This window comes from Caulobacter sp. GW821-FHT09A05 (genome assembly GCF_059418465.1).
The window spans coordinates 130,950-148,233 of sequence record NZ_JBWKPX010000009.1 but is presented as its reverse complement, the minus strand read 5'-3'; the positions used below and the strand labels follow the sequence as shown (position 1 = coordinate 148,233).

Genomic DNA, 17,284 nt, shown 5'->3' with positions numbered 1-17,284 from the left:
TCGAAAACCCGCCGCGCCGCGTCGTCCGCGGCGGGCGGGTTCCAGACTCCTAGAACCTGATCATGTCTCCGACGCGGCGACCGCGCGAAGGCCGGGTCAGGCGCTCTGGGCCAGCGTCAGGCGCGGCGGCGCGGACGCTTCTTCCAGCCGATCATAGAGGTCCAGGTAGCGGCGGGCCATGGCGATCGCCGAGAATCGGGTCTCGAACCGGCTGCGGATCGCCCGGCGGTCGAGGTCCCCAAGGCGCTGCGCGGCGGCGACCGCCTCGTCCTCGCCCCGGACGATGAAGCCGGTCAGGCCGTCCTCGATCACCTCGGGCACCGAGCCGCAGTCATAGGCGATCACCGGCGTGCCGCAGGCCATGGCCTCGATCATCACCAGGCCGAACGGCTCGGGCCAGGCGATGGGGAACAGCAGGGCGTCGGCGCCGCCCAGGAAGTCGGACTTCTGGTGATCGCTGATCTCGCCGATGAACTCGATCAGCGGATGGTCCAGCAGGTGCTCGACCTCGTCGTGGAAATAGGCGCGGTCGGCGGCGTCGATCTTGGCGGCGATCTTCAGGGGTTTGCCCAGGCGCTTGGCGATGGCGATGGCGCGGTCGGGGCCCTTCTCGGGCGAGATGCGGCCGAGGAAGGCGAGATATCCCTCTGATTTCGGTCGGAAATCATAGATCTCCTCGGCCATGCCGTGCAGCACCGTGCCGGCCCAGTTGGCGAAGGGCAGGGGGCGGCGCTGGTGGTCCGAGATCGAGACCAGCGGAAACTGCGGCCAGCGGCGATAGACGCCCGGCAGGTCCTTCAGGTCCAGCCGCCCGTGCAGGGTGGTCAGGGTCTTGCCGGCCATGTCCTCGAACATCGGGAACTGGAGCATGTCGGTGTGGAAGTGGATCACGTCGAAGCGGTGGGCCTGGCGGCGGACCTCGGCCAGCATGGCCATGTGGGCGGCCAGGTCGGACTTGAGCGGGGCCGGATCGAGGCGAATGGCCTGGTCGCGCACCACCACCAGCTCGGCCTTGGTGCGGGCGTCGCCGGAGGCGAACAGGGTGACCTCGTGGCCCAGGTCGACCAAGGCGTCCGTCAGATGCGCGACGACCCGCTCGGTGCCGCCGTAGAAGCGTGGCGGGACGGCTTCGTACAGGGGGGGAACCTGGGCGATCCTCATGGCTGAAATCCTGACGCAGAAAGGCGCGACCGTACGCCACGACGTCGGATCTAACCGCCAGTGTGGCCTTAAGGTTCCGCATCGAAAATAAAGAACCATAAGCTGTCTGAACCGTTCGCCTTCGATGATACGGGCGTTGACGAGCCTGGATCGCGACGGCCATTTGAGGGCGCGCGGACTGGCCGCGCGCAAGCGTACGGCGAGACCTTTCGACGGTGATCAAGTCCTGGACCAAACGTGACGCACTGCTCGGCGGCGCGGTCTCCGTTTTCTCGTTGTCGTCGGCCGTCGCCCAGATCCAGAATCCGCCCCTGGTGCGGGCCCCGCAGCGGGCCCCCCAGCAGCCGGCGACGCCGCCGCCGACCAGCGTGGCGCTGCGGTCCGACCAGATCGAGCTGCTGCTCCGCGTCTTGACCCAGGCCTACACCCACGGCTTCGAGCCGGCCGCCTTCGCGCCGGAGCCCGTCCTGCCGCTGCTGAACGCCCGCGACGCGGCTACGCGCCAGGCCGGACAGGCCCAGCTGATCGGCCTGACCCTGCGCTACGCCAAGTCGGTGCGCACCGGCCGCCTGGCGCCGGACGCCTTCCTCGGCGAATGGGGCCTGCGCCCCGCGCCCTATGATCCGGGGCCGGATTTCATCCAGGCCGCCGCCCAGGACCGCCTTGGTCCGTGGCTGGACAGCCTGCCGCCGCCCTATACCGGCTACCAGACCCTGCGGAAGGGCCTGGCGACCTATCGGGACATCGCCGCGGCCGGCGGCTGGAAGACGCTCGCGGCGGGCGAGCCGCTGAAGTTGGGCGCGACCGGCGATCCGCGCATCGCCGCCCTGGAGGCTCGGCTGGCGGTCGAGGACGCGACGGTGGCTGTCGACAGGGCCCCGGTGTTCGACGCGGCCCTGCAGCAGGCGCTGATGCGGGCCCAGAAGCGCTTCGGCCTCAACCCCGACGGCGGCCTGGGGCCGATGACCCTGGCGGCGCTGAACGTGCCGGTCGAGCGGCGGATCGACCAGATCCTGGCCAACATGGAGCGCTGGCGCTGGCTGCCCCAGCAGCTGCCGGCCGACCGTATCCAGGTCAACATCGCCGCCGCGGTGATGAGCGTCTTCCACGACGACGCCCCGAACCTGACCATGCGGGCGGTGACCGGCCGTCCGGGCGACGAGACGCCGATGCTGCAGTCGACGATCCGCTCGATCGTGCTCAATCCGCCATGGAACGTGCCGTCGTCGATCGCGGCCAAGGAGCTGTGGCCTAAGGAGCGGGCCAGTCCCGGCTATCTGAAGCGCAACGACTTCATCGTCATCTCGACCGGCGAGGGGACCTCGCGCCTGCAGCAGAAGGCCGGGCCCAAGGCCGCCCTGGGCCTGGTGAAGTTCGACTTCGACAATCCCTATGGCGTCTATCTGCACGACACGCCCAGCCGCTCGAAGTTCGCCAGCTTCAGCCGCCTGGCCAGCCATGGCTGCGTGCGTCTGGAGAAGCCGATCCCGCTGGCCAAGCAGCTGCTGGCCTCCAGTCCCGACTGGCAGCCGGACGTGGTCGACGCCACCCTGGCCTCGGGCAAGACGGTGCGCGCGCCCCTGGCCCAGCCCATCGCCGTATTTCTGCTCTACTGGACGGCCTATATGACCCCGGACGGGCAGATGAACTTCCGCGACGACCCGTATGGCTGGGATAAGGAGCTGGTGCTGCGTATCGCCGCAGGACGCCCCGGCCCAGCTTGACCCACGGCGTCGCGTAAGGCCTCTTCCCGGGCAGCAGCCTTTCGTTGCGGCCGGTCTTCCGTTCGGAGGGCTGTGGCCGTTTCGTAAAGACTCTGGCGTTTTAGTGCTCGGGTGAGGGGGCGCCAAGTGCGGCGATCCAGCCTTCCGGCGTCTCGCGAGGTCAGTCCGGGGAAGCGTAATCATGATCGAACGACGCAAGCTGTTGGGGCTTGGCCTCGGCGTGCTCGGCGCGAGCGTGGTCGGGCCGATGGCGGCCTTCGCCCAATCCAAGCTGGGGGGAGCCGATCCGATCGGCGATCTCCTGCAAAGCCAGTCGGACCTCGCGGAGGGCCTGCCCGCCGAAGGCCTTCCAGCCCCGACCGTCGCGCCGGTCGCGCCTCCGGTCGCCCGCGCCTCCGCGGCCTCGCACGCGCCCCGCTGGCTGAAGCTGCACAACATCCACACCCAGGAAAAACTGGAAGCCGTCTATTTCGACAAGGGCGAGTACGTGCCCGACGCCGTCCAGGCCCTGGACAGGGTGCTGCGCGACTATCGCACCGGCGACGTCTATTCGATGCGTCCAGAGCTGTTCGACACCCTGTCGGCCTTGGCCCAGAAGACCGAGACCAAGTCGCACTTCCAGGTGATCTCCGGCTACCGCTCGCCGCGGACCAACGCCATGTTGCACGAACGCAGCGGCCAGGTCGCCAAGCGCAGCCTGCACATGGACGGCAAGGCCATGGATGTCTATCTGGAGGATGTCGCTCTGGATCGTCTGAGGGCCGCGGCCCTGGATCTCGGACGCGGCGGCGTGGGTTATTACCCCGTCAGCAATTTCGTCCATCTCGACGTCGGGCCTGTCCGGCGTTGGGTCGGCTCCTAAGAGGGCCGCGGATCAGAGGAAAGCCCGGATGGCCAAGGCCGAACGTCACAGCAACCCGTTCGGATGGATTCTTCTGGGCGCGCTGGTCGGGGCCATCGCCACCGCCGGCGTCCTGCTGATGGCCTCGTCGATGGACTTCGACCGCGGCTACCAACAGGGGCCCAGCGAAATCCGCACGGCCGCCGACGACGCGGCCGCCGTGGCCGCCGCCGCCCGGCCCGCCCGCGTGGCCGCCGCTCCCAAGCCCGAAGCGCCGCCGCCCGTCGTCACCGTCCCACCGCCCGCCGCCGCCGTCGAGCCGCCGCCGGTCGACGCCCAGATGGCCGACGACGCCGCCGCCGCCGGCATGACCTCGCGGGCGAACTCGGAACAGCCGACGAACTAGGACCTCGTCAGGCGGCCCTGTCCTGCGAGGCGTCCTTGGCCTTGGCCAGGAGGTCCCGCCCCGCGACGTGGCGCATGACCGCCAGGGCCTCCTCCAGCGCATCGATGCGTTCGACCTGTTTGAGGACGAGGCGTTCCAGATCCTGCAGGCGTTCTTCGATGATGTCCTTCATGGCGTCCTCCGCGCGCTGACCGCCTATCGAGCGCTCGCGACCCCCGCGGGTCAAGCTCTGTGCGCTTGCACCTGAAATGCAAAAGGGCCCCGGAGCGATCCGGGGCCCTTTCTCGATCCAGGCTCGCGGCCCTACGACTTCGGCGCGACCATCGGCGGCAGCTTGCCGGCGGCGGCCTTCATGGCCTCGTGCTGGGCCGGGGGCAGGGGGATCAGGCCGCGGCCCTGCAGGTAGCCGCCCCGGCCGGTCGCGGAGTCGGACGCGAACTCGGCGATGAACTCCTTCAGGCCCGGGGTCACCCCGACCTGGTCCTTCTTGACGTAGAGATAGAGCGAGCGCGACAGCGGGTACTGGCCGCTGGCGATCGTCTGGGCCGAGGGCTTCACGCCGTTGACGGCCGCGCCCTTGATGCGGTTGGCGTTCTCCTCGAGGAAGCTGTAGCCGAACACGCCCAGGGCGCCCGGGGTCTTCTCGATGGTGCCGACGATGGCGTTGTCGTTCTCGCCGGCGTCGACCCAGCCGCCGTCCGTGCGCAGGGGATCGACCTTGGCCTTGAAGGCCTTCTCGTCCTTCTCGGCCAGGGCCTTGGCGGTGGGGAACTTCTTGGCGCCGCCCTCGATGGCCAGCTCGATGAAGGCGTCGCGGGTGCCCGAGGTGGGCGGCGGGCCGTAGACCAGGATGCGGTTGGCCGGCAGGCCGGCGCCGACGTCCTTCCAGGTCTTGTAGGGGTTGGCCACGAACTGGCCGCCGCGCAGCACGTTCTGGCCCAGGCCCAGATACAGGTGCTCGACCTTGAAGCTGTAGTCGGGCGACTTCTTGTCCATGGCCACGACGATGCCGTCGAAGCCGATCTTCAGCTCGACGATGTTGTTGACGCCCTTGGCCTTGCAGGCCTCGAACTCGGACTTCTTCATCGGGCGCGAGGCGTTGGCGATGTCGGGGAACTTCTCGCCCATGCCGCCGCAGAACATCTTGATGCCGCCGCCGGTGCCCAGGCTCTCGATCTTGGGCGACTTCTTGCCCGTCTTCTTGGCGAAGTTCTCGGCGGTGCGGGTGGAGAAGGGGAACACGGTCGAGGAGCCGGCGGCCCAGACATAGTCGCGGGCGGCGTGGGCGCTGGACGCGCCGGCCAGCAGGCCAAGCGCCGCGGCGGCTCCGAGCAGGGTCTTCATGGGGGACATTCCTACTTTCGAGAGGGCGAGAAGGAGGGGCGAACGAACTGTACGTCCTTTGCCGCCGTCATTTGTCACAGTTTGGCGACAGATTTGCGACAGCGTCCGTTCACGGACGATCGCGCGAGGCGCCGGAGCCGCCTGGGAGAGGCTGCGTCAGACGGTCGCGCCGCCGGCCGCGGCCGAGTCAACCAAGCGGCAACCATGATCCTCGCATCCTTCCGGGCGAGGAGGCCTCTTCCATGTCCGTCATGTCCGCGTTCGCCACGTTCCGCAGCCTTGCCTTCCTGTCGGTCATCACCTGCGGCCTGGTCACGGCCGCCTGGGACGGCCTGAGGGCCACGCCCTGGGTCTACGACCGGGATCGCGGCGACGTCGTCTGGATCGACACCAGCGCGCGCTGACCATCCCGCGCCTGCGCTTTTGGCGGCGCCTTGTGCGCGGTGGATCAAGTTTCTTGACCTTCGTCGTGCGAAAAGGGGCGGCGACTGAGCAAGAACCGGGCGCTGGAGACATTTCCTTCAAAATGTCAGAGGGCGATCCGGCCAGCCGGCGGCGACTGGGCGATGGTGGTTCTCAAGAGGCGTCGTCCTGGGGATAGTCACCGCGGGTGATGGGCGCGACGACCTCGAACGAGGACGTCATGTCGAACCAACGGCTTTTGATGGCGGGATCTTCCGTCGCTGTTCTGCTCGCCCTGTCCGTCGCCGCGTCGCCCGCCTTCGCCGCCGATCCGGCGGCCGACCCGGCCGACGCCTCGACCGCGGTCGACGAGATCGTGGTCAAGGCGCGCGACAAGGCCGGCCTGTTGGAGACCAAGCCCAACAACACCGTGTTCGGCCTGGACAAGCCGCTGCTGGAGACGCCGCGCTCGGCCAGCTTCGTCAGCGACACCACCCTGCAGCGCTACGGCATCGAGACCATCGACGGCCTGACCGCCGTCTCGCCCGGGACCTACACGGCCAGCTTCTACGGCGTGCCCGGCGCGCTGAACATCCGCGGCACCCTGGCCGAGAACTATTTCCGCGGTTTCAAGCGCATCGAGAACCGCGGCACCTATTCGACCCCGATCGGCGCGGCCGACCAGATCCAGATCGTGCGCGGCCCGCCCACCCCGATCTACGGCTCGGGCAAGGTGGGCGGCATGCTCAACTTCATCCCCAAGTCCGGGAAGAACGAGGGCGGCTATCTCAGCGAGCCGACCGGCGAGGTCACGGCGACCTTCGGGTCCTACAACCGCAAGAACGCCACCGCGCAGCTCGGCCTGCCGGTGAACCTCGGCCCCGTGACCGGCGGCGTCTACGCCTATGGCGAGGTCGAGGACAGCCACAGCTACTACAAGGGGATCTATCCGCGCCGCCAGACCGGCGAGATCTCGGCCGACTTCGACCTGGGCAATGGCTGGAGCACCGCCTTCGGCGGCATGAAGTACCACTCGGACGGCGACGTGCAGACGCCCGGCTGGAACCGCCTGACCCAGGACCTCATCGATAACCGGAACTACACGACGGGCCGCGACACCAGCCTGGTCGACAGCGACGGCAACGGCCGCCTGACCCTGAACGAGATCAGTGGCAACAGCGCCAACCCGTACTATTACGACCCGACGTTCAAGCCGCTCTACATCCCGTACTACGGCTTCTACAACACCGACGCCGCCCATATCCTGGACGCCGGGGTAGGCACGGTGAAGCTGTCGCCGCGCACGGTCTATATCAGCCCGGCCGACTTCTCCAAGACCGACACCAACACCCTCTATTTCGACCTGGCCAAGGCCCTGTCGCCCGACAGCAACATCAAGGCCCAGCTGTTCTACGACGACCAGGAGAACAAGCGCTTCGTCTCGTACGGCTATCCGGCCTGGTTCAAGAGCTCGGTGTGGGAAGCCCGCGTCACCTACGACTTCGCCAACGAGTTCATGGACGGGGCGGTCAAGGCCAAGTCGTTCGTCGGCGCCGCGTACCGCGACTTCTCCGGCCGCCGGCGCGAAAGCTACAACAGCGGCGTGATCGCCCTGGACCGCCGCGACATCAGCTTCGGCGCCACGGCCACCGACATCATCGACAGCCCGTTCACCACCGAGACCGGCGCTGGGGTGCTGGGCCTGGCCTGGGAAAACGACAACAAGTCCGACTGGAGCCAGAAGGGCGTGTTCTTCATGACCGACGTGACGGTCGCGGAGAAGCTCAACCTGATGGTCGGCGGCCGCTGGGACGACTACGACGTCACCTCGCACGACACCGGGGTGCTCAGCTACCAGGTCGCCGGCGAGCAGAAGGCCGGCAAGGACAAGTTCACCTACACCGCCAGCGCCACCTACAAGGCCCCGGGCGGGGTGATGCCCTACATCACCTACGCCAAGGCCTCGGCCCTGGAGATGAGCCAGGCCGGCGACGTGGCCGCCAGCCTGGTGGCCGACGCCAGCGACGCCTGGCTGTCGGACAGCGACCTGGCCGAGGCCGGGGTCAAGTTCCAGTGGCTGAAGGGCACGCTGGTCGGCTCGCTGGCCGGCTACCGCCAGAACCGCACCCAACTGACCGGCATCACGGGCACGCCGACCGGCACCCGGGCCAAGGGCGTGGAGCTGGAGGTCCGCTGGCTGGCCAGCGAGAACTTCAGCTTCACCTTCTCGGGCAACACCCAGCACACCACCGTCAAAGGACCCGACAACTCGTTCCAGTACATCCCGGCCTACACCGCCGGCGTGCCGGGCTCGCAGGCGTTCGGGGGAACCTATGTGGTCTGGGCGTTCAGCGGCCTGCCGGGCCGGGCGGGCGACTATGACTACACCCTGATCCCCAAGTCGGTGGTCAGCCTGTACGGCGCCTACACCAGCGACGACCACGCCTGGGGCAAGGTCGGCGGCACGCTGGGCGTCACCCACGTGACCAAGACCGCGGGCACCGTGCAGAACGCGGTGACCTACCCGGCCTACTATGTCGCCAACGCCTCGGCCTATTACGAGTACGGGCCGTACACGGTGACGGCCAATATCGATAACCTGTTCGACAAGCTCTACTTCACGCCCGACGCCGACAGCTACGCCAACCTCGGCGCGCTGCCCAGCAAGGGCCGGGAGTGGCGCGTGACCCTGTCGCGCAAGTTCTAGTTCCCCGTCCCGCGCCCCCAAGTCTCAAGGGATTGGGAACGGGGCGCGGGATCCGCTTTGACGGAGGCATACGGCCCATGTCGACGACGATCCCGTGGAGGTCCTGGCTGCTGCTCGGCGCGCTGAGCCTGCTGCTGTTCCTGATCACCGCCTCGACCTTCTCGTCGCTGGGCGTGGTGCTGCCGGCGATGATCCAGGAGAACGGCTGGAGCTTCTTCCACGGCTTCCTGGGTTTCACCCTGCTGGGCGCGTTCTGCGGGGCCTCGTCGAAATTCCCCGCCATCCTGATCCGCAAGATCGGCGTGCGCGGCGCCATCCTGGCCGGCTCGGCGGTGATGGTCGCGGGCTTCGCCTGCCTGGCGCTGTCGCCGGGGCTGCTGGTCTATTGGCTGGGCACGGCGTTGCTGGGCGCGGGTTATCAGATGATGGCCCTGATCCCCGGCACCCACGTGCTGTCGATGCTGTTCAAGAAGCGCGCCCTGCCGTTCGGGATCTATTTCACCATCGGTTCGCTGGGCGGAGTCGCCGGTCCCTGGATGGTGGTGACGGGCATGGCCGCGGCCCATGGCGGCTGGCGGCCCTACTGGTGGGCCCAGGCCGCGGCTTCGGTGGTGGTCGGCGCCCTGTGCGCGGCCCTGGTCGGCGGCCGCGCCTGGCTGGAAGCCGCCGCCGTGGAGACCGACAAGGCCGTGGCCGAGGATATCCAGGCGGCTCCCGCCAATACCAAGGTCTATCGCACCGCCGTCGACTGGACGGTGAGGGAAGCGGTCCGCACCCCGCAGTTCTGGGTGATCATGGCCGCCTATTTCGCCCACCTGCTGGGCGGGGTGACCGCCGTCAGCCTGGCGCCCACCCATCTGAGCGAGCTGCACGTGGCCTCGGCGGTGGCGATCACGGCCATCAGCCTGGAATCCCTGATGCAGGTGGCGGCCCGGATGGGCGGCGGCCTGCTGGGCGACCGCGTCGATCCACGCTGGCTGCTGGCCGGCGCCCAAGGGATGATGGCCGTCGGCCTGCTGGCCCTGGGCCACGCCACCAGCTGGCCGCTGCTGATGCTGTTCGCCGTGGGGGTGGGGATCGGGTTCGGCCTGACGGTGCTGGCGGTCAGCATCCTCCTGCTCAACTACTATGGTCGCAAGAACAACCTGGAGATCTTCTCCCTGGTCTGCCTGGTGGGCGCGGTCTCGGCCCTGGGCCCGGTGGTCGGCGGCCAGATGCGCGACCGGCTGGGCAGCTTCACGCCAACCTTCCAGGTGTGCGCCGCCATAATCGGCGTAATCTTCGTGGCCGCCTGTTTCATGCGGCCACCGCGCAAAATCACCGCACAAGAGCCGGTCGCCGAACCGGTCCCCGATATGCTCCAAGACGCCGCGTAAAGGAGGAAGCGCCATGTTCCACAGTCCATCCAAGCACAAGGACTTCGGGGTCTTCCTGCCGGTCGCCAACGGCGGCTGGATCATCTCCAAGACCACCCCGGTCCTCGACGGCCTCTACCAGCAGAACCGGGCCGCGGCGGTCACCGCCGACCAGGTCGGCATGGACTTCGTGATGTCCATGGGCAAGTTCCGCGGCTTCGGCGGCGAGACCGACCACTGGGGCACGGCCCTGGAGTCCGTGACGATGATGGCCGGCATCGCCGAGGCCACCAAGAACGTCCGCATCTGGGCCACTATCCATCCGCTGCTGCAGAACCCGGCCGTGGCGGCCAAGATGATCGCCACCCTGGACCACATCAGCGGCGGCCGGGCGGGGCTGAACATCGTGGCCGGCGCCTACAAGGGCGAGTTCGACCAGATGGGCGCCTGGGACGACAGCCTGTCCCACGACGACCGCTACGCCCTGACCGAGGAGTGGACCACGGTCGTCAAGCGACTGTGGGCCGAGGACAGCGTCGACTTCGCGGGCAAGTTCTTCACGATGAAGGACTGCCAGTCCAAGCCCAAGCCGCTGGCCAAGCCGCGTCCCGAGATCGTCTGCGCGGGCATGTCCGATCGCGGCTTCCAGTTCTCGGTGCGCGAGGCCGACGCCTGCTTCATCGGCGGCCGCACGCCCGATGAACGCCGCGACGCCTCCCTGCGCGCCAAGACGGCCGCCGAGGCCATGGGCAAGACGATCAAGACCTACGCCATGTGCACGGTGGTCCACGGCGACACCGACGCCAGGGCGGCCGCGATGGTCGAGCACTACAAGGACGGGGCCGACATGGGCGCGATCCTGGCGATGCTGGCCAGCTGGGGCGTGCCGGCCGAGAAGCTCGACACCGTCGCCAGGCAGCAGGGCGCGTTCATGACCCACACCGTGGTCGGCGCGCCGTCCACCTGCGCGGCCCAGATCGAGGAGTTCGTCACCTACTGCGAGCTGGACGGACTGATGCTGATCTTCCCGGACTATGTGGAGGGCCTGACCATGTTCGGGGCCGACATCCTGCCGGGCCTGCGGGCGGTCTATTCGTGAGCGCGACGACGGAAACGGCCGACGGCTTGGCCGCCTGGATCGCGCCGGGGCGCACGGCCGTGCTGGTGGTCGACATGCAGGTCGACTTCGCCTCGCCGGACGGGGCGCTGGGCGGCTTCATCGACCTGGGCGTGGTCGAGCCGGCCCTGGCGGCGGCCGACACGCTGGTCGCCGACGCCCGCGCGGCCGGCGTGCCGGTGGTGTTCGTCGGCCTCTGGACCACGCCCGAGACCGACTCCTCGGCGTGGAACGAGCGCCTGCGCCGTCGCGGCGGAAACCCGGACGTCGACGCGGCCCTGTGCCGGGCCGGGCAGGTGGGATCCGAGTTCTACGGGCCGCGGCCGGCGCCGGGCGAACTGGTCGTCCACAAGACCCGCTACAGCGGCTTCGTCGGCACCGACCTGGACATGCAACTGACCCGGATGGGCGTCGACACCCTGGTGGTGGCGGGCCTGACCACCGAGTGCTGCGTCGACAGCACCGTCCGCGACGCCTTCGACCTGGATTACCACGTGTTCGTCGCCGCCGACGCCTGCGCCGCCTACGAGGCGGACATCCATGAGGCGTCACTGAAGGTGATGGCGCTGAACAGCGCGATCCTGACCGACACGGCCGCCGTGGCGGCGGCATGGGCGGCCAGATGATCCTTCACCCCCACAAAGTCCTGTCATCCCGGACAAGCGCGAAGCGCGCGGATCGGGGACCGACGCGTGAGCTCGGCGCTTCCGGCGGTCCCGGATCTTCGCTGCGCTACGTCCGGGATGACAATTCAGTAGAGGACGCCTGAGCATGGCCGACGGATTTCCGCCGCTGGGGGCCGCCGCGCCCTACCAGGTCACCGACCAGGACCGCGCCGCGATCGCCGCGGCGATCAGCCAGGACGAGCTCGTCGAACTGGCCCTGACCCTGGGCAACATCCCCGCGCCGTCGGGCAAGGAACTGGAGGTCGCCAACTACGTTCACGACTGGATGGCGCGCGAGGGCTTCTCGCCGCGCAAGGTCGGGGCCACGCCTGAGCGGCCCAACATCATCGGCACGCACGGCGGCAAGGGCGTCGGCAAGAACCTGCTGTTCACCGCCCACCTCGACACCGAGGCGCCGACCTGGAACCCGGACCTGGACGCCTACAAGTACGCCCCCGAGACCATCGCCAATCCCGAATGGGAAAAGTGCTGGCTGGAGGACGGCAAGCTCTACGGCTATCCGATCGCCAACGATCGCGGCCCGATGAGCTGCTTCCTGATCGCCGCCAAGGCGCTGAAGACGGCCGGCTACGAGCTGGCGGGCAAGATGTACCTGACCGCCTGTCCCGGCGAGATCGGACCCGAGCCGATCGAGGAGCACCGGGGCGTGGCCTATATGGGCAAGGACATCGGGGCCCACTACCTGTTCCACCACGGCGGGGTGGCGCCGGACTACGCCATCGCCGCCGAGGGCTGCGACTTCGGCCTGACCTGGGTCGGGTGCGGCTATGCGGTGTTCCGCTTCCAGGTCTGGGGGGAGGGCGTGTTCACGCCCCTGCTGGAGCATCCCGAGACGGCGGCCCAGCACCCCAACCCGATCTACAAGATCGGCAGGCTGACCGACGCCATCCACGCCTGGAGCGGCGCGTACGAGAAGGCCAGCCGCTACGACAGCCCCGGCGGGGTGGCCCAGCCCAAGTCGCAGATCGCCTCGATCCGCGGCGGCATCCCGTTCGCCTTCGGGGCCGGCACCGAGTTGGTGAACCTCTATCTCGAGGTCGGCCTGACCCCGAAGCAGAAGGTGGCCGACATCCAGCATGCGCTGGAGGCCATGGTCCGCGAGGCGGGCCTGGGCCGCATCGACATCGAGCCGGTGGTCGTGCGCCACGGCTTCGAGGCCGACGCCCGCGAGGTGGCCCCGCTGGTCGCCGCCGTCGACGACGCCACCAAGCTGAGCCTGGGCCATCCGGTCGCCCTGGCCAACCCGGTCTATTCCAGCATGTGGCGCGACCACAACGTGTTCAACATGCACCGCATCCCGGCCATCACCACGGGCTTCCGCCGCTGGCGGCCCACGCCCCAGGACCTGGTCGACAGCGCCCTGGTCTACGCCCTGACGGCCCTGGCCGTCTGCGGCCGGGCCAGCCCCGACGAGAGCGCCCGGCGCCCGGCCTCGGCGGTCTATCCCGACAATCCGTTCGGGGACGCCCAGCCATGAGCCTCGCCGTCAGGGACCTGGCGCCCGAGCCGCACGACTTCCGCAAGGCCATGGGCAGCTTCGCGGCGGGGGTGACCGTGGTCACCGTCCGCCACGACGGCCGGCTGGTGGGAACCACCGTCAGCGCCTTCAGCTCGGTGTCGATGGACCCGCCGCTGGTCATGGTCTGCCTCAAGCGCGACAGCCGCACCCTGGCGGCGCTGGGCCAGGCCGGGAGCTTCTGCGTCAACATCCTGGCCAGCGACCAGGGCGATCTGGCCTGGCGCTTCGCCAAGAGCGGGGCCGACGACCGCTTCGCCCTGACCGCCGTGGAGTCCGGGGTCTGCGGCCATCCGCTGCTGGCCGGCGCGGTCGCCTCGGTCGAATGCGACCTGCACGCCGCCCACGATGGCGGCGATCACGAGATCCTGGTCGGCCGCGTCCTGCGTGTCGCGATCGACGAAGCCAAGACCCCGCTCGTCTATGTGCGCGGCGGCTTTCTCAACGCCTAAGGGAGCGGTTCACATGACCTATGACGTACTCGACGTGAAGCCGATGACCCGTCGGATCGGCGCGGAGATCTTCGGCGTCGACCTGGGGCGGCCACTGAGCAACCGGCAGTTCGAGGAGATCCATCAGGCCCTGACCCAGCATCAGGTGATCTTCTTCCGCGACCAGGAGATGGACCACGAGGCCCACAAGGAGCTTGGCCGCAGGTTCGGGAACCTGGCCATCCATTCCGGCGTGCCGGGCCTGCCCGAGCATCCCGAGATCGTCGCCATCCACGCCGACGCCAACTCCAAGTTCGTGGCCGGCGAGAACTGGCACTCGGACCTGACCTGCGACCCCGAACCGCCCCTGGGCAGCATCCTCTACATGAAGGTCCTGCCCGAGGACGGCGGCGACACCTGCTTCGCCAGCATGTACGCGGCCTACGAGACCCTGTCGGACAGGATGAAGGCCTATCTGGAGGGGCTATCGGCGGTGCATGACGCCAATCCGGTCTACAAGGCGATCTTCCCGGACATCGACCGCACGTACAATTGCTCGACCCATCCGATCGTCCGCACCCATCCGGTCAGCGGCCGCAAGAGCCTGTTCGTCAACCCGTCGTACACGACCCACGTCGCCGGCGTGTCCAAGGCCGAGAGCACGGCGATCCTCAACTTCCTCTACCAGCACGCCTCGAACCCGGACTTCCAGGTGCGCTTCCGCTGGCGGAAGAACTCGGTGGCCTTCTGGGACAACCGCTGCACCTGGCACCAGGCGATCTGGGACTATTTCCCGGATACGCGGACGGGCTACCGGGTGACGGTGGCGGGCGACCGGCCGTTCTAGGCTTCATATCGGTTGTCATCCCGGAAGCGCGCAGCGCTGTCCGGGACCCAGGGGACTGGGCGGATGCGGCGCGGTTCACCTGGATCCCGGCTCTACGCCGCGCTTCGGCCGGGATGACAACCCTTGGGGACATCGCATGAACCCGCGGAACCATCGCATCCTCCTGGTCGGCGCGGCCGGCGGCATAGGCTCGGCGATCCGCCAGGGCCTGGCCCGTCGCTACGGCTTGATGCGCCTGGCCGACATCGCGCCGATGACGCCGGCCGGGCAGGGCGAGGAAGCCGTCCGCGCCGACCTGCTCGACATCCCCTCGCTGGTCGCCGCCATGGCCGGCGTCGACACGGTGATCCACATGGCCGGCGTGCCGGTCGAGCCGGAGGCCGACGCCTGGGCCCAGGTGCTGCCGGCCAACATCATCGGCGTCCGTAATCTGTTCGAGGCGGCGCGGCTGGCGGGCGTGAAGCGGGTGCTGTTCGCGTCCTCGCACCATGCGGCGGGCTTCCATCGCCGCGACACGCCGACGGCGCAGACCCTGGTCCCGCGCCCCGACAGCTACTACGGCGTCAGCAAGGTGTTCGGCGAGGCCATGGGCAGGATGTACGCCGACAAGTTCGGCCTGCAGGTGCTGTCCCTGCGGATCGGCGCCTATCGCGCGGCGCCGACCGAGCCGCGCCACCTGTCGGTCTGGATCAGTCCGCGTGACATGGTCGAGCTGGTCCGCTGCGGCGTCGAGGCGGGCGACTTCGGCTACGCCGTCGTCTACGGGGTTTCGGCCAACACCCGGAATTTCTGGGACAATCGGGAAGCCGCGTTCCTGGGCTACGCGCCGCAGGACGACGCCGAGGCCTGGAGCGCGGCGATCCTGGCCGCCGGTCCGGAAGACCCGGTCGCCGCGCCGTTCCAGGGCGGCTGGTACTGCGCCAGGGACTTCGTGGGCGCGCCGGATCGTGTCGAGGACGGACGCCTCCGGGCCCCGACCCCCGGCGCCCCGGTTTGACAAGCCGCCTGGTCGCCTTTCAAAACAGGGGGAGCGGTCGGGAGCAGCGCCGGTGAAGTCGTGTCGGTTTCTCGCCTGCCTGGGCGTGGTTCTCCTGGGCCTGCTCGCGGTGTCGCGGGCCGGGGCCGCGGTCGCTCCTCCCGTCCAGGTCTTCGCCCAGGCTCCCGTCGAGGTCCGGGCTCCCGCGCCGCCCCGGCCGACGGTCGCCAGCGATGGGGTGACCCACCTGGCCTACGAGCTGCATGTCAGCAACGTCTACAAGGACACCGGCCCGCTGACCCTGCGGCGGGTGAGCGTCTATGCCGACGACGACGCCACGCCGCTGGCCAGTTTCGTCGACGCCCAGGTCAACGACCTGCTGGCCCATCCGGCCGACGTGGCGCGCGACGGTGTTCCGGTCCAGGGCGGCGAGCGGGTGGTGCTGTTCCTGTGGCTTGGCCTGCCGGCCGGCGCCAAGCCGCCGAGGATCCTGCGCCATCAACTCGAGTTCCGTCCCCAGGCCGGGCCGGAGCAACAGGTCGACGGGGTTCGCACGCCCGTCGACGCCACGCCGCCGATCGTCATCGGCCCGCCGCTGGGCGCGGGGCGCTGGCTGGCCCACGAGGGGCCGGGCAATCACCTGTCCCACCACTGGGGCAGCCTGGTGGCCGCCAACGGCCGGGTCACCATCCCGCAGCGCTACGCCATCGACTTCTTCGGGCTGGACGGGACGGGGCACGCCGTGCGCGCCGACCTCGACAAGCTGACCGAGTCGGCGAGCGCCGACTGGGCGGGGTTCGGTGCGCCGGTGCTGGCCGTGGCCGACGGCGTGGTGCGCGACGCCCGCGACGGCAAGCCCGACAACAGGCCGATGACCAGCCCGCCCACGCCCGCCGAGCTGACCACCCGGTCGCTGATGGGCAATTTCGTGGTGCTGGAGATCGCGCCCAGGGTCTTCGTGTCCTACGCCCACCTCCAGCCCGGCAGCCTGACCGTCAAGGCCGGCGACCGGGTGAAGCGCGGCGCGGTGATCGGGCGCCTGGGCCAGTCGGGCGCCGCCAACGCGCCCCACCTGCATTTCCAGGTCACCGACGCGCCGACCTTCGAGGAGTCCGAGGGCCTGCCCTTCGTCATCGACCGTTTCGACCGCCTGGGCGCGGTCGGCATCAGCGGCGCGCTGGACCGGACGACGAAGGTCCTGCTCGGCCCGGCGTCGGCGCGGCGGGACCAGACGCCGCTGGACGGAGACGTGCTGGAGTTCCGGTGACCGTGACGCGGTGGTCTATTCCCGCGTGAACGCCGCCGGGATCTCGGGGTTCGCGCCCGCCTTGCCCCACAGCACGATCTCGTTGCCCCACGGGTCGCGGAAGGCATGGTTGTAGCCGTTGAACTCGGCCCAGTAGTGGTCGCGCCACAGCAGGGCGGCGCCCAGCGCCGCGGCGGCAGCCAGGATGCGGTCGGCGCTGTCGTCGTCGCCGATCAGCACCCAGATCCGCGGCTTGCGGCCGTCGGCCGATAGGTGGCGGGGCTCGACGCCGGCGGGGTCGGGATGGGGGCGGGCGTTGGCGGCCTTGAAGATCCCCAGGTGCAGGTTGCCGATCTCGCTGTCGGTCCCGTCGCTCTTCTTGAAGAAGCCGCCGGGCACCATGCGGTGGTACTCGCCCTTGGGGCGGGCGTCGTTCTCCCAGCCGAACACCTCGGCGTAGAACTTGCCGGCGGCGTCCGGGTCGTCGGAGGCCAGGTCGACGAAGATCAGGGTGTTGGTCACGGG

17 protein-coding genes are annotated in these 17,284 nt (G+C 69.1%); 13 read left to right on the top strand and 4 right to left on the bottom strand.

Annotated elements, in window-relative coordinates:
* Positions 1-96: 96 nt before the first annotated feature.
* On the bottom strand, positions 97-1,161 hold the full coding sequence (locus AC07NX_RS11160; RefSeq protein WP_494641817.1) for a glycosyltransferase family 4 protein: 1,065 nt from the start codon (positions 1,159-1,161) through the stop codon (positions 97-99).
* Between the two features lie 215 nt (positions 1,162-1,376).
* Between AC07NX_RS11160 and AC07NX_RS11155 the strand changes: the two genes are divergently transcribed.
* The 3 genes from AC07NX_RS11155 to AC07NX_RS11145 all read left to right on the top strand — a co-directional run bounded on the left by AC07NX_RS11155 (position 1,377) and on the right by AC07NX_RS11145 (position 4,132).
* Entirely contained in the window at positions 1,377-2,885 is a 1,509-nt protein-coding gene (locus AC07NX_RS11155; protein ID WP_494641816.1) for a L,D-transpeptidase family protein, read from the top strand.
* Positions 2,886-3,066: 181 nt separating this feature from the next.
* Positions 3,067-3,747, top strand: a complete 681-nt coding sequence (gene mepK, locus AC07NX_RS11150; RefSeq protein ID WP_494641815.1) for a peptidoglycan L,D-endopeptidase MepK — start codon at positions 3,067-3,069, stop codon at positions 3,745-3,747.
* A 28-nt stretch (positions 3,748-3,775) separates the two neighbouring features.
* Positions 3,776-4,132 (top strand): hypothetical protein, encoded by a 357-nt coding sequence (locus AC07NX_RS11145; protein WP_494641814.1) that lies wholly within the window; start codon positions 3,776-3,778, stop codon positions 4,130-4,132.
* A gap of 7 nt (positions 4,133-4,139) precedes the next feature.
* On the opposite strand, the gene AC07NX_RS11140 is transcribed toward AC07NX_RS11145, so the two are convergent.
* Both AC07NX_RS11140 and AC07NX_RS11135 read right to left on the bottom strand, forming a co-directional pair.
* A complete protein-coding gene (locus AC07NX_RS11140) occupies positions 4,140-4,304 on the bottom strand; it encodes a hypothetical protein (protein ID WP_494641812.1) in 165 nt (54 codons plus the stop codon).
* A 131-nt stretch (positions 4,305-4,435) separates the two neighbouring features.
* Complete coding sequence (locus tag AC07NX_RS11135) at positions 4,436-5,476, bottom strand: substrate-binding domain-containing protein (RefSeq protein WP_494641811.1); 1,041 nt, start codon at positions 5,474-5,476, stop codon at positions 4,436-4,438.
* A gap of 242 nt (positions 5,477-5,718) precedes the next feature.
* On the opposite strand from AC07NX_RS11135, the gene AC07NX_RS11130 reads away from it, so the two are divergent.
* The 10 genes from AC07NX_RS11130 (at position 5,719) to AC07NX_RS11085 (ending at position 16,780) form a co-directional block, all read left to right on the top strand.
* Positions 5,719-5,880, top strand: a complete 162-nt coding sequence (locus tag AC07NX_RS11130) for a hypothetical protein (protein WP_494641810.1) — start codon at positions 5,719-5,721, stop codon at positions 5,878-5,880.
* A gap of 239 nt (positions 5,881-6,119) precedes the next feature.
* Complete coding sequence (locus tag AC07NX_RS11125; RefSeq protein WP_494641809.1) at positions 6,120-8,585, top strand: TonB-dependent siderophore receptor; 2,466 nt, start codon at positions 6,120-6,122, stop codon at positions 8,583-8,585.
* Positions 8,586-8,662: 77 nt separating this feature from the next.
* Entirely contained in the window at positions 8,663-9,961 is a 1,299-nt protein-coding gene (locus AC07NX_RS11120; protein ID WP_494641807.1) for an MFS transporter, read from the top strand.
* Between the two features lie 13 nt (positions 9,962-9,974).
* Positions 9,975-11,039, top strand: a complete 1,065-nt coding sequence (locus AC07NX_RS11115; protein WP_494641806.1) for an LLM class flavin-dependent oxidoreductase — start codon at positions 9,975-9,977, stop codon at positions 11,037-11,039.
* Entirely contained in the window at positions 11,036-11,683 is a 648-nt protein-coding gene (locus tag AC07NX_RS11110; protein WP_494641805.1) for a cysteine hydrolase family protein, read from the top strand. Before AC07NX_RS11115 ends, AC07NX_RS11110 begins: the two co-directional genes overlap by 4 nt.
* A gap of 145 nt (positions 11,684-11,828) precedes the next feature.
* Positions 11,829-13,220: a zinc-binding metallopeptidase family protein gene (locus tag AC07NX_RS11105; protein ID WP_494641803.1), complete on the top strand. Its 1,392-nt coding sequence runs from the start codon at positions 11,829-11,831 to the stop codon at positions 13,218-13,220.
* Positions 13,217-13,711 carry a flavin reductase family protein gene (locus AC07NX_RS11100; protein ID WP_494641801.1) on the top strand — a complete coding sequence of 165 codons (495 nt, stop codon included), beginning with the start codon at positions 13,217-13,219 and terminating at the stop codon, positions 13,709-13,711. Before AC07NX_RS11105 ends, AC07NX_RS11100 begins: the two co-directional genes overlap by 4 nt.
* 13 nt (positions 13,712-13,724) lie before the next feature.
* Positions 13,725-14,537, top strand: coding sequence for a TauD/TfdA dioxygenase family protein (locus tag AC07NX_RS11095; RefSeq protein ID WP_494641799.1), 813 nt, complete (start codon positions 13,725-13,727; stop codon positions 14,535-14,537).
* A 136-nt stretch (positions 14,538-14,673) separates the two neighbouring features.
* Positions 14,674-15,534, top strand: coding sequence for an NAD-dependent epimerase/dehydratase family protein (locus AC07NX_RS11090; protein ID WP_494641797.1), 861 nt, complete (start codon positions 14,674-14,676; stop codon positions 15,532-15,534).
* A gap of 52 nt (positions 15,535-15,586) precedes the next feature.
* Positions 15,587-16,780: a M23 family metallopeptidase gene (locus tag AC07NX_RS11085; RefSeq protein WP_494641795.1), complete on the top strand. Its 1,194-nt coding sequence runs from the start codon at positions 15,587-15,589 to the stop codon at positions 16,778-16,780.
* Between the two features lie 15 nt (positions 16,781-16,795).
* On the opposite strand, the gene AC07NX_RS11080 is transcribed toward AC07NX_RS11085, so the two are convergent.
* Positions 16,796-17,281 (bottom strand): VOC family protein, encoded by a 486-nt coding sequence (locus AC07NX_RS11080; RefSeq protein ID WP_494641793.1) that lies wholly within the window; start codon positions 17,279-17,281, stop codon positions 16,796-16,798.
* Positions 17,282-17,284 lie beyond the last annotated feature (3 nt).

What these genes read in the sequence shown, in the direction of transcription:
- AC07NX_RS11105 (WP_494641803.1), top strand. Translation starts at nt 11,829, where the DNA reads ATGGCCGACGGATTTCCGCCGCTGGGGGCCGCCGCGCCCTACCAGGTC.
- AC07NX_RS11100 (WP_494641801.1), top strand. Translation starts at nt 13,217, where the DNA reads ATGAGCCTCGCCGTCAGGGACCTGGCGCCCGAGCCGCACGACTTCCGC.
- AC07NX_RS11145 (WP_494641814.1), top strand. Translation starts at nt 3,776, where the DNA reads ATGGCCAAGGCCGAACGTCACAGCAACCCGTTCGGATGGATTCTTCTG.
- AC07NX_RS11120 (WP_494641807.1), top strand. Translation starts at nt 8,663, where the DNA reads ATGTCGACGACGATCCCGTGGAGGTCCTGGCTGCTGCTCGGCGCGCTG.
- AC07NX_RS11115 (WP_494641806.1), top strand. Translation starts at nt 9,975, where the DNA reads ATGTTCCACAGTCCATCCAAGCACAAGGACTTCGGGGTCTTCCTGCCG.
- AC07NX_RS11095 (WP_494641799.1), top strand. Translation starts at nt 13,725, where the DNA reads ATGACCTATGACGTACTCGACGTGAAGCCGATGACCCGTCGGATCGGC.
- AC07NX_RS11130 (WP_494641810.1), top strand. Translation starts at nt 5,719, where the DNA reads ATGTCCGTCATGTCCGCGTTCGCCACGTTCCGCAGCCTTGCCTTCCTG.
- AC07NX_RS11160 (WP_494641817.1), bottom strand. Translation starts at nt 1,161, where the DNA reads ATGAGGATCGCCCAGGTTCCCCCCCTGTACGAAGCCGTCCCGCCACGC.
- AC07NX_RS11090 (WP_494641797.1), top strand. Translation starts at nt 14,674, where the DNA reads ATGAACCCGCGGAACCATCGCATCCTCCTGGTCGGCGCGGCCGGCGGC.
- AC07NX_RS11140 (WP_494641812.1), bottom strand. Translation starts at nt 4,304, where the DNA reads ATGAAGGACATCATCGAAGAACGCCTGCAGGATCTGGAACGCCTCGTC.
- AC07NX_RS11135 (WP_494641811.1), bottom strand. Translation starts at nt 5,476, where the DNA reads ATGAAGACCCTGCTCGGAGCCGCCGCGGCGCTTGGCCTGCTGGCCGGC.
- AC07NX_RS11125 (WP_494641809.1), top strand. Translation starts at nt 6,120, where the DNA reads ATGTCGAACCAACGGCTTTTGATGGCGGGATCTTCCGTCGCTGTTCTG.
- mepK (WP_494641815.1), top strand. Translation starts at nt 3,067, where the DNA reads ATGATCGAACGACGCAAGCTGTTGGGGCTTGGCCTCGGCGTGCTCGGC.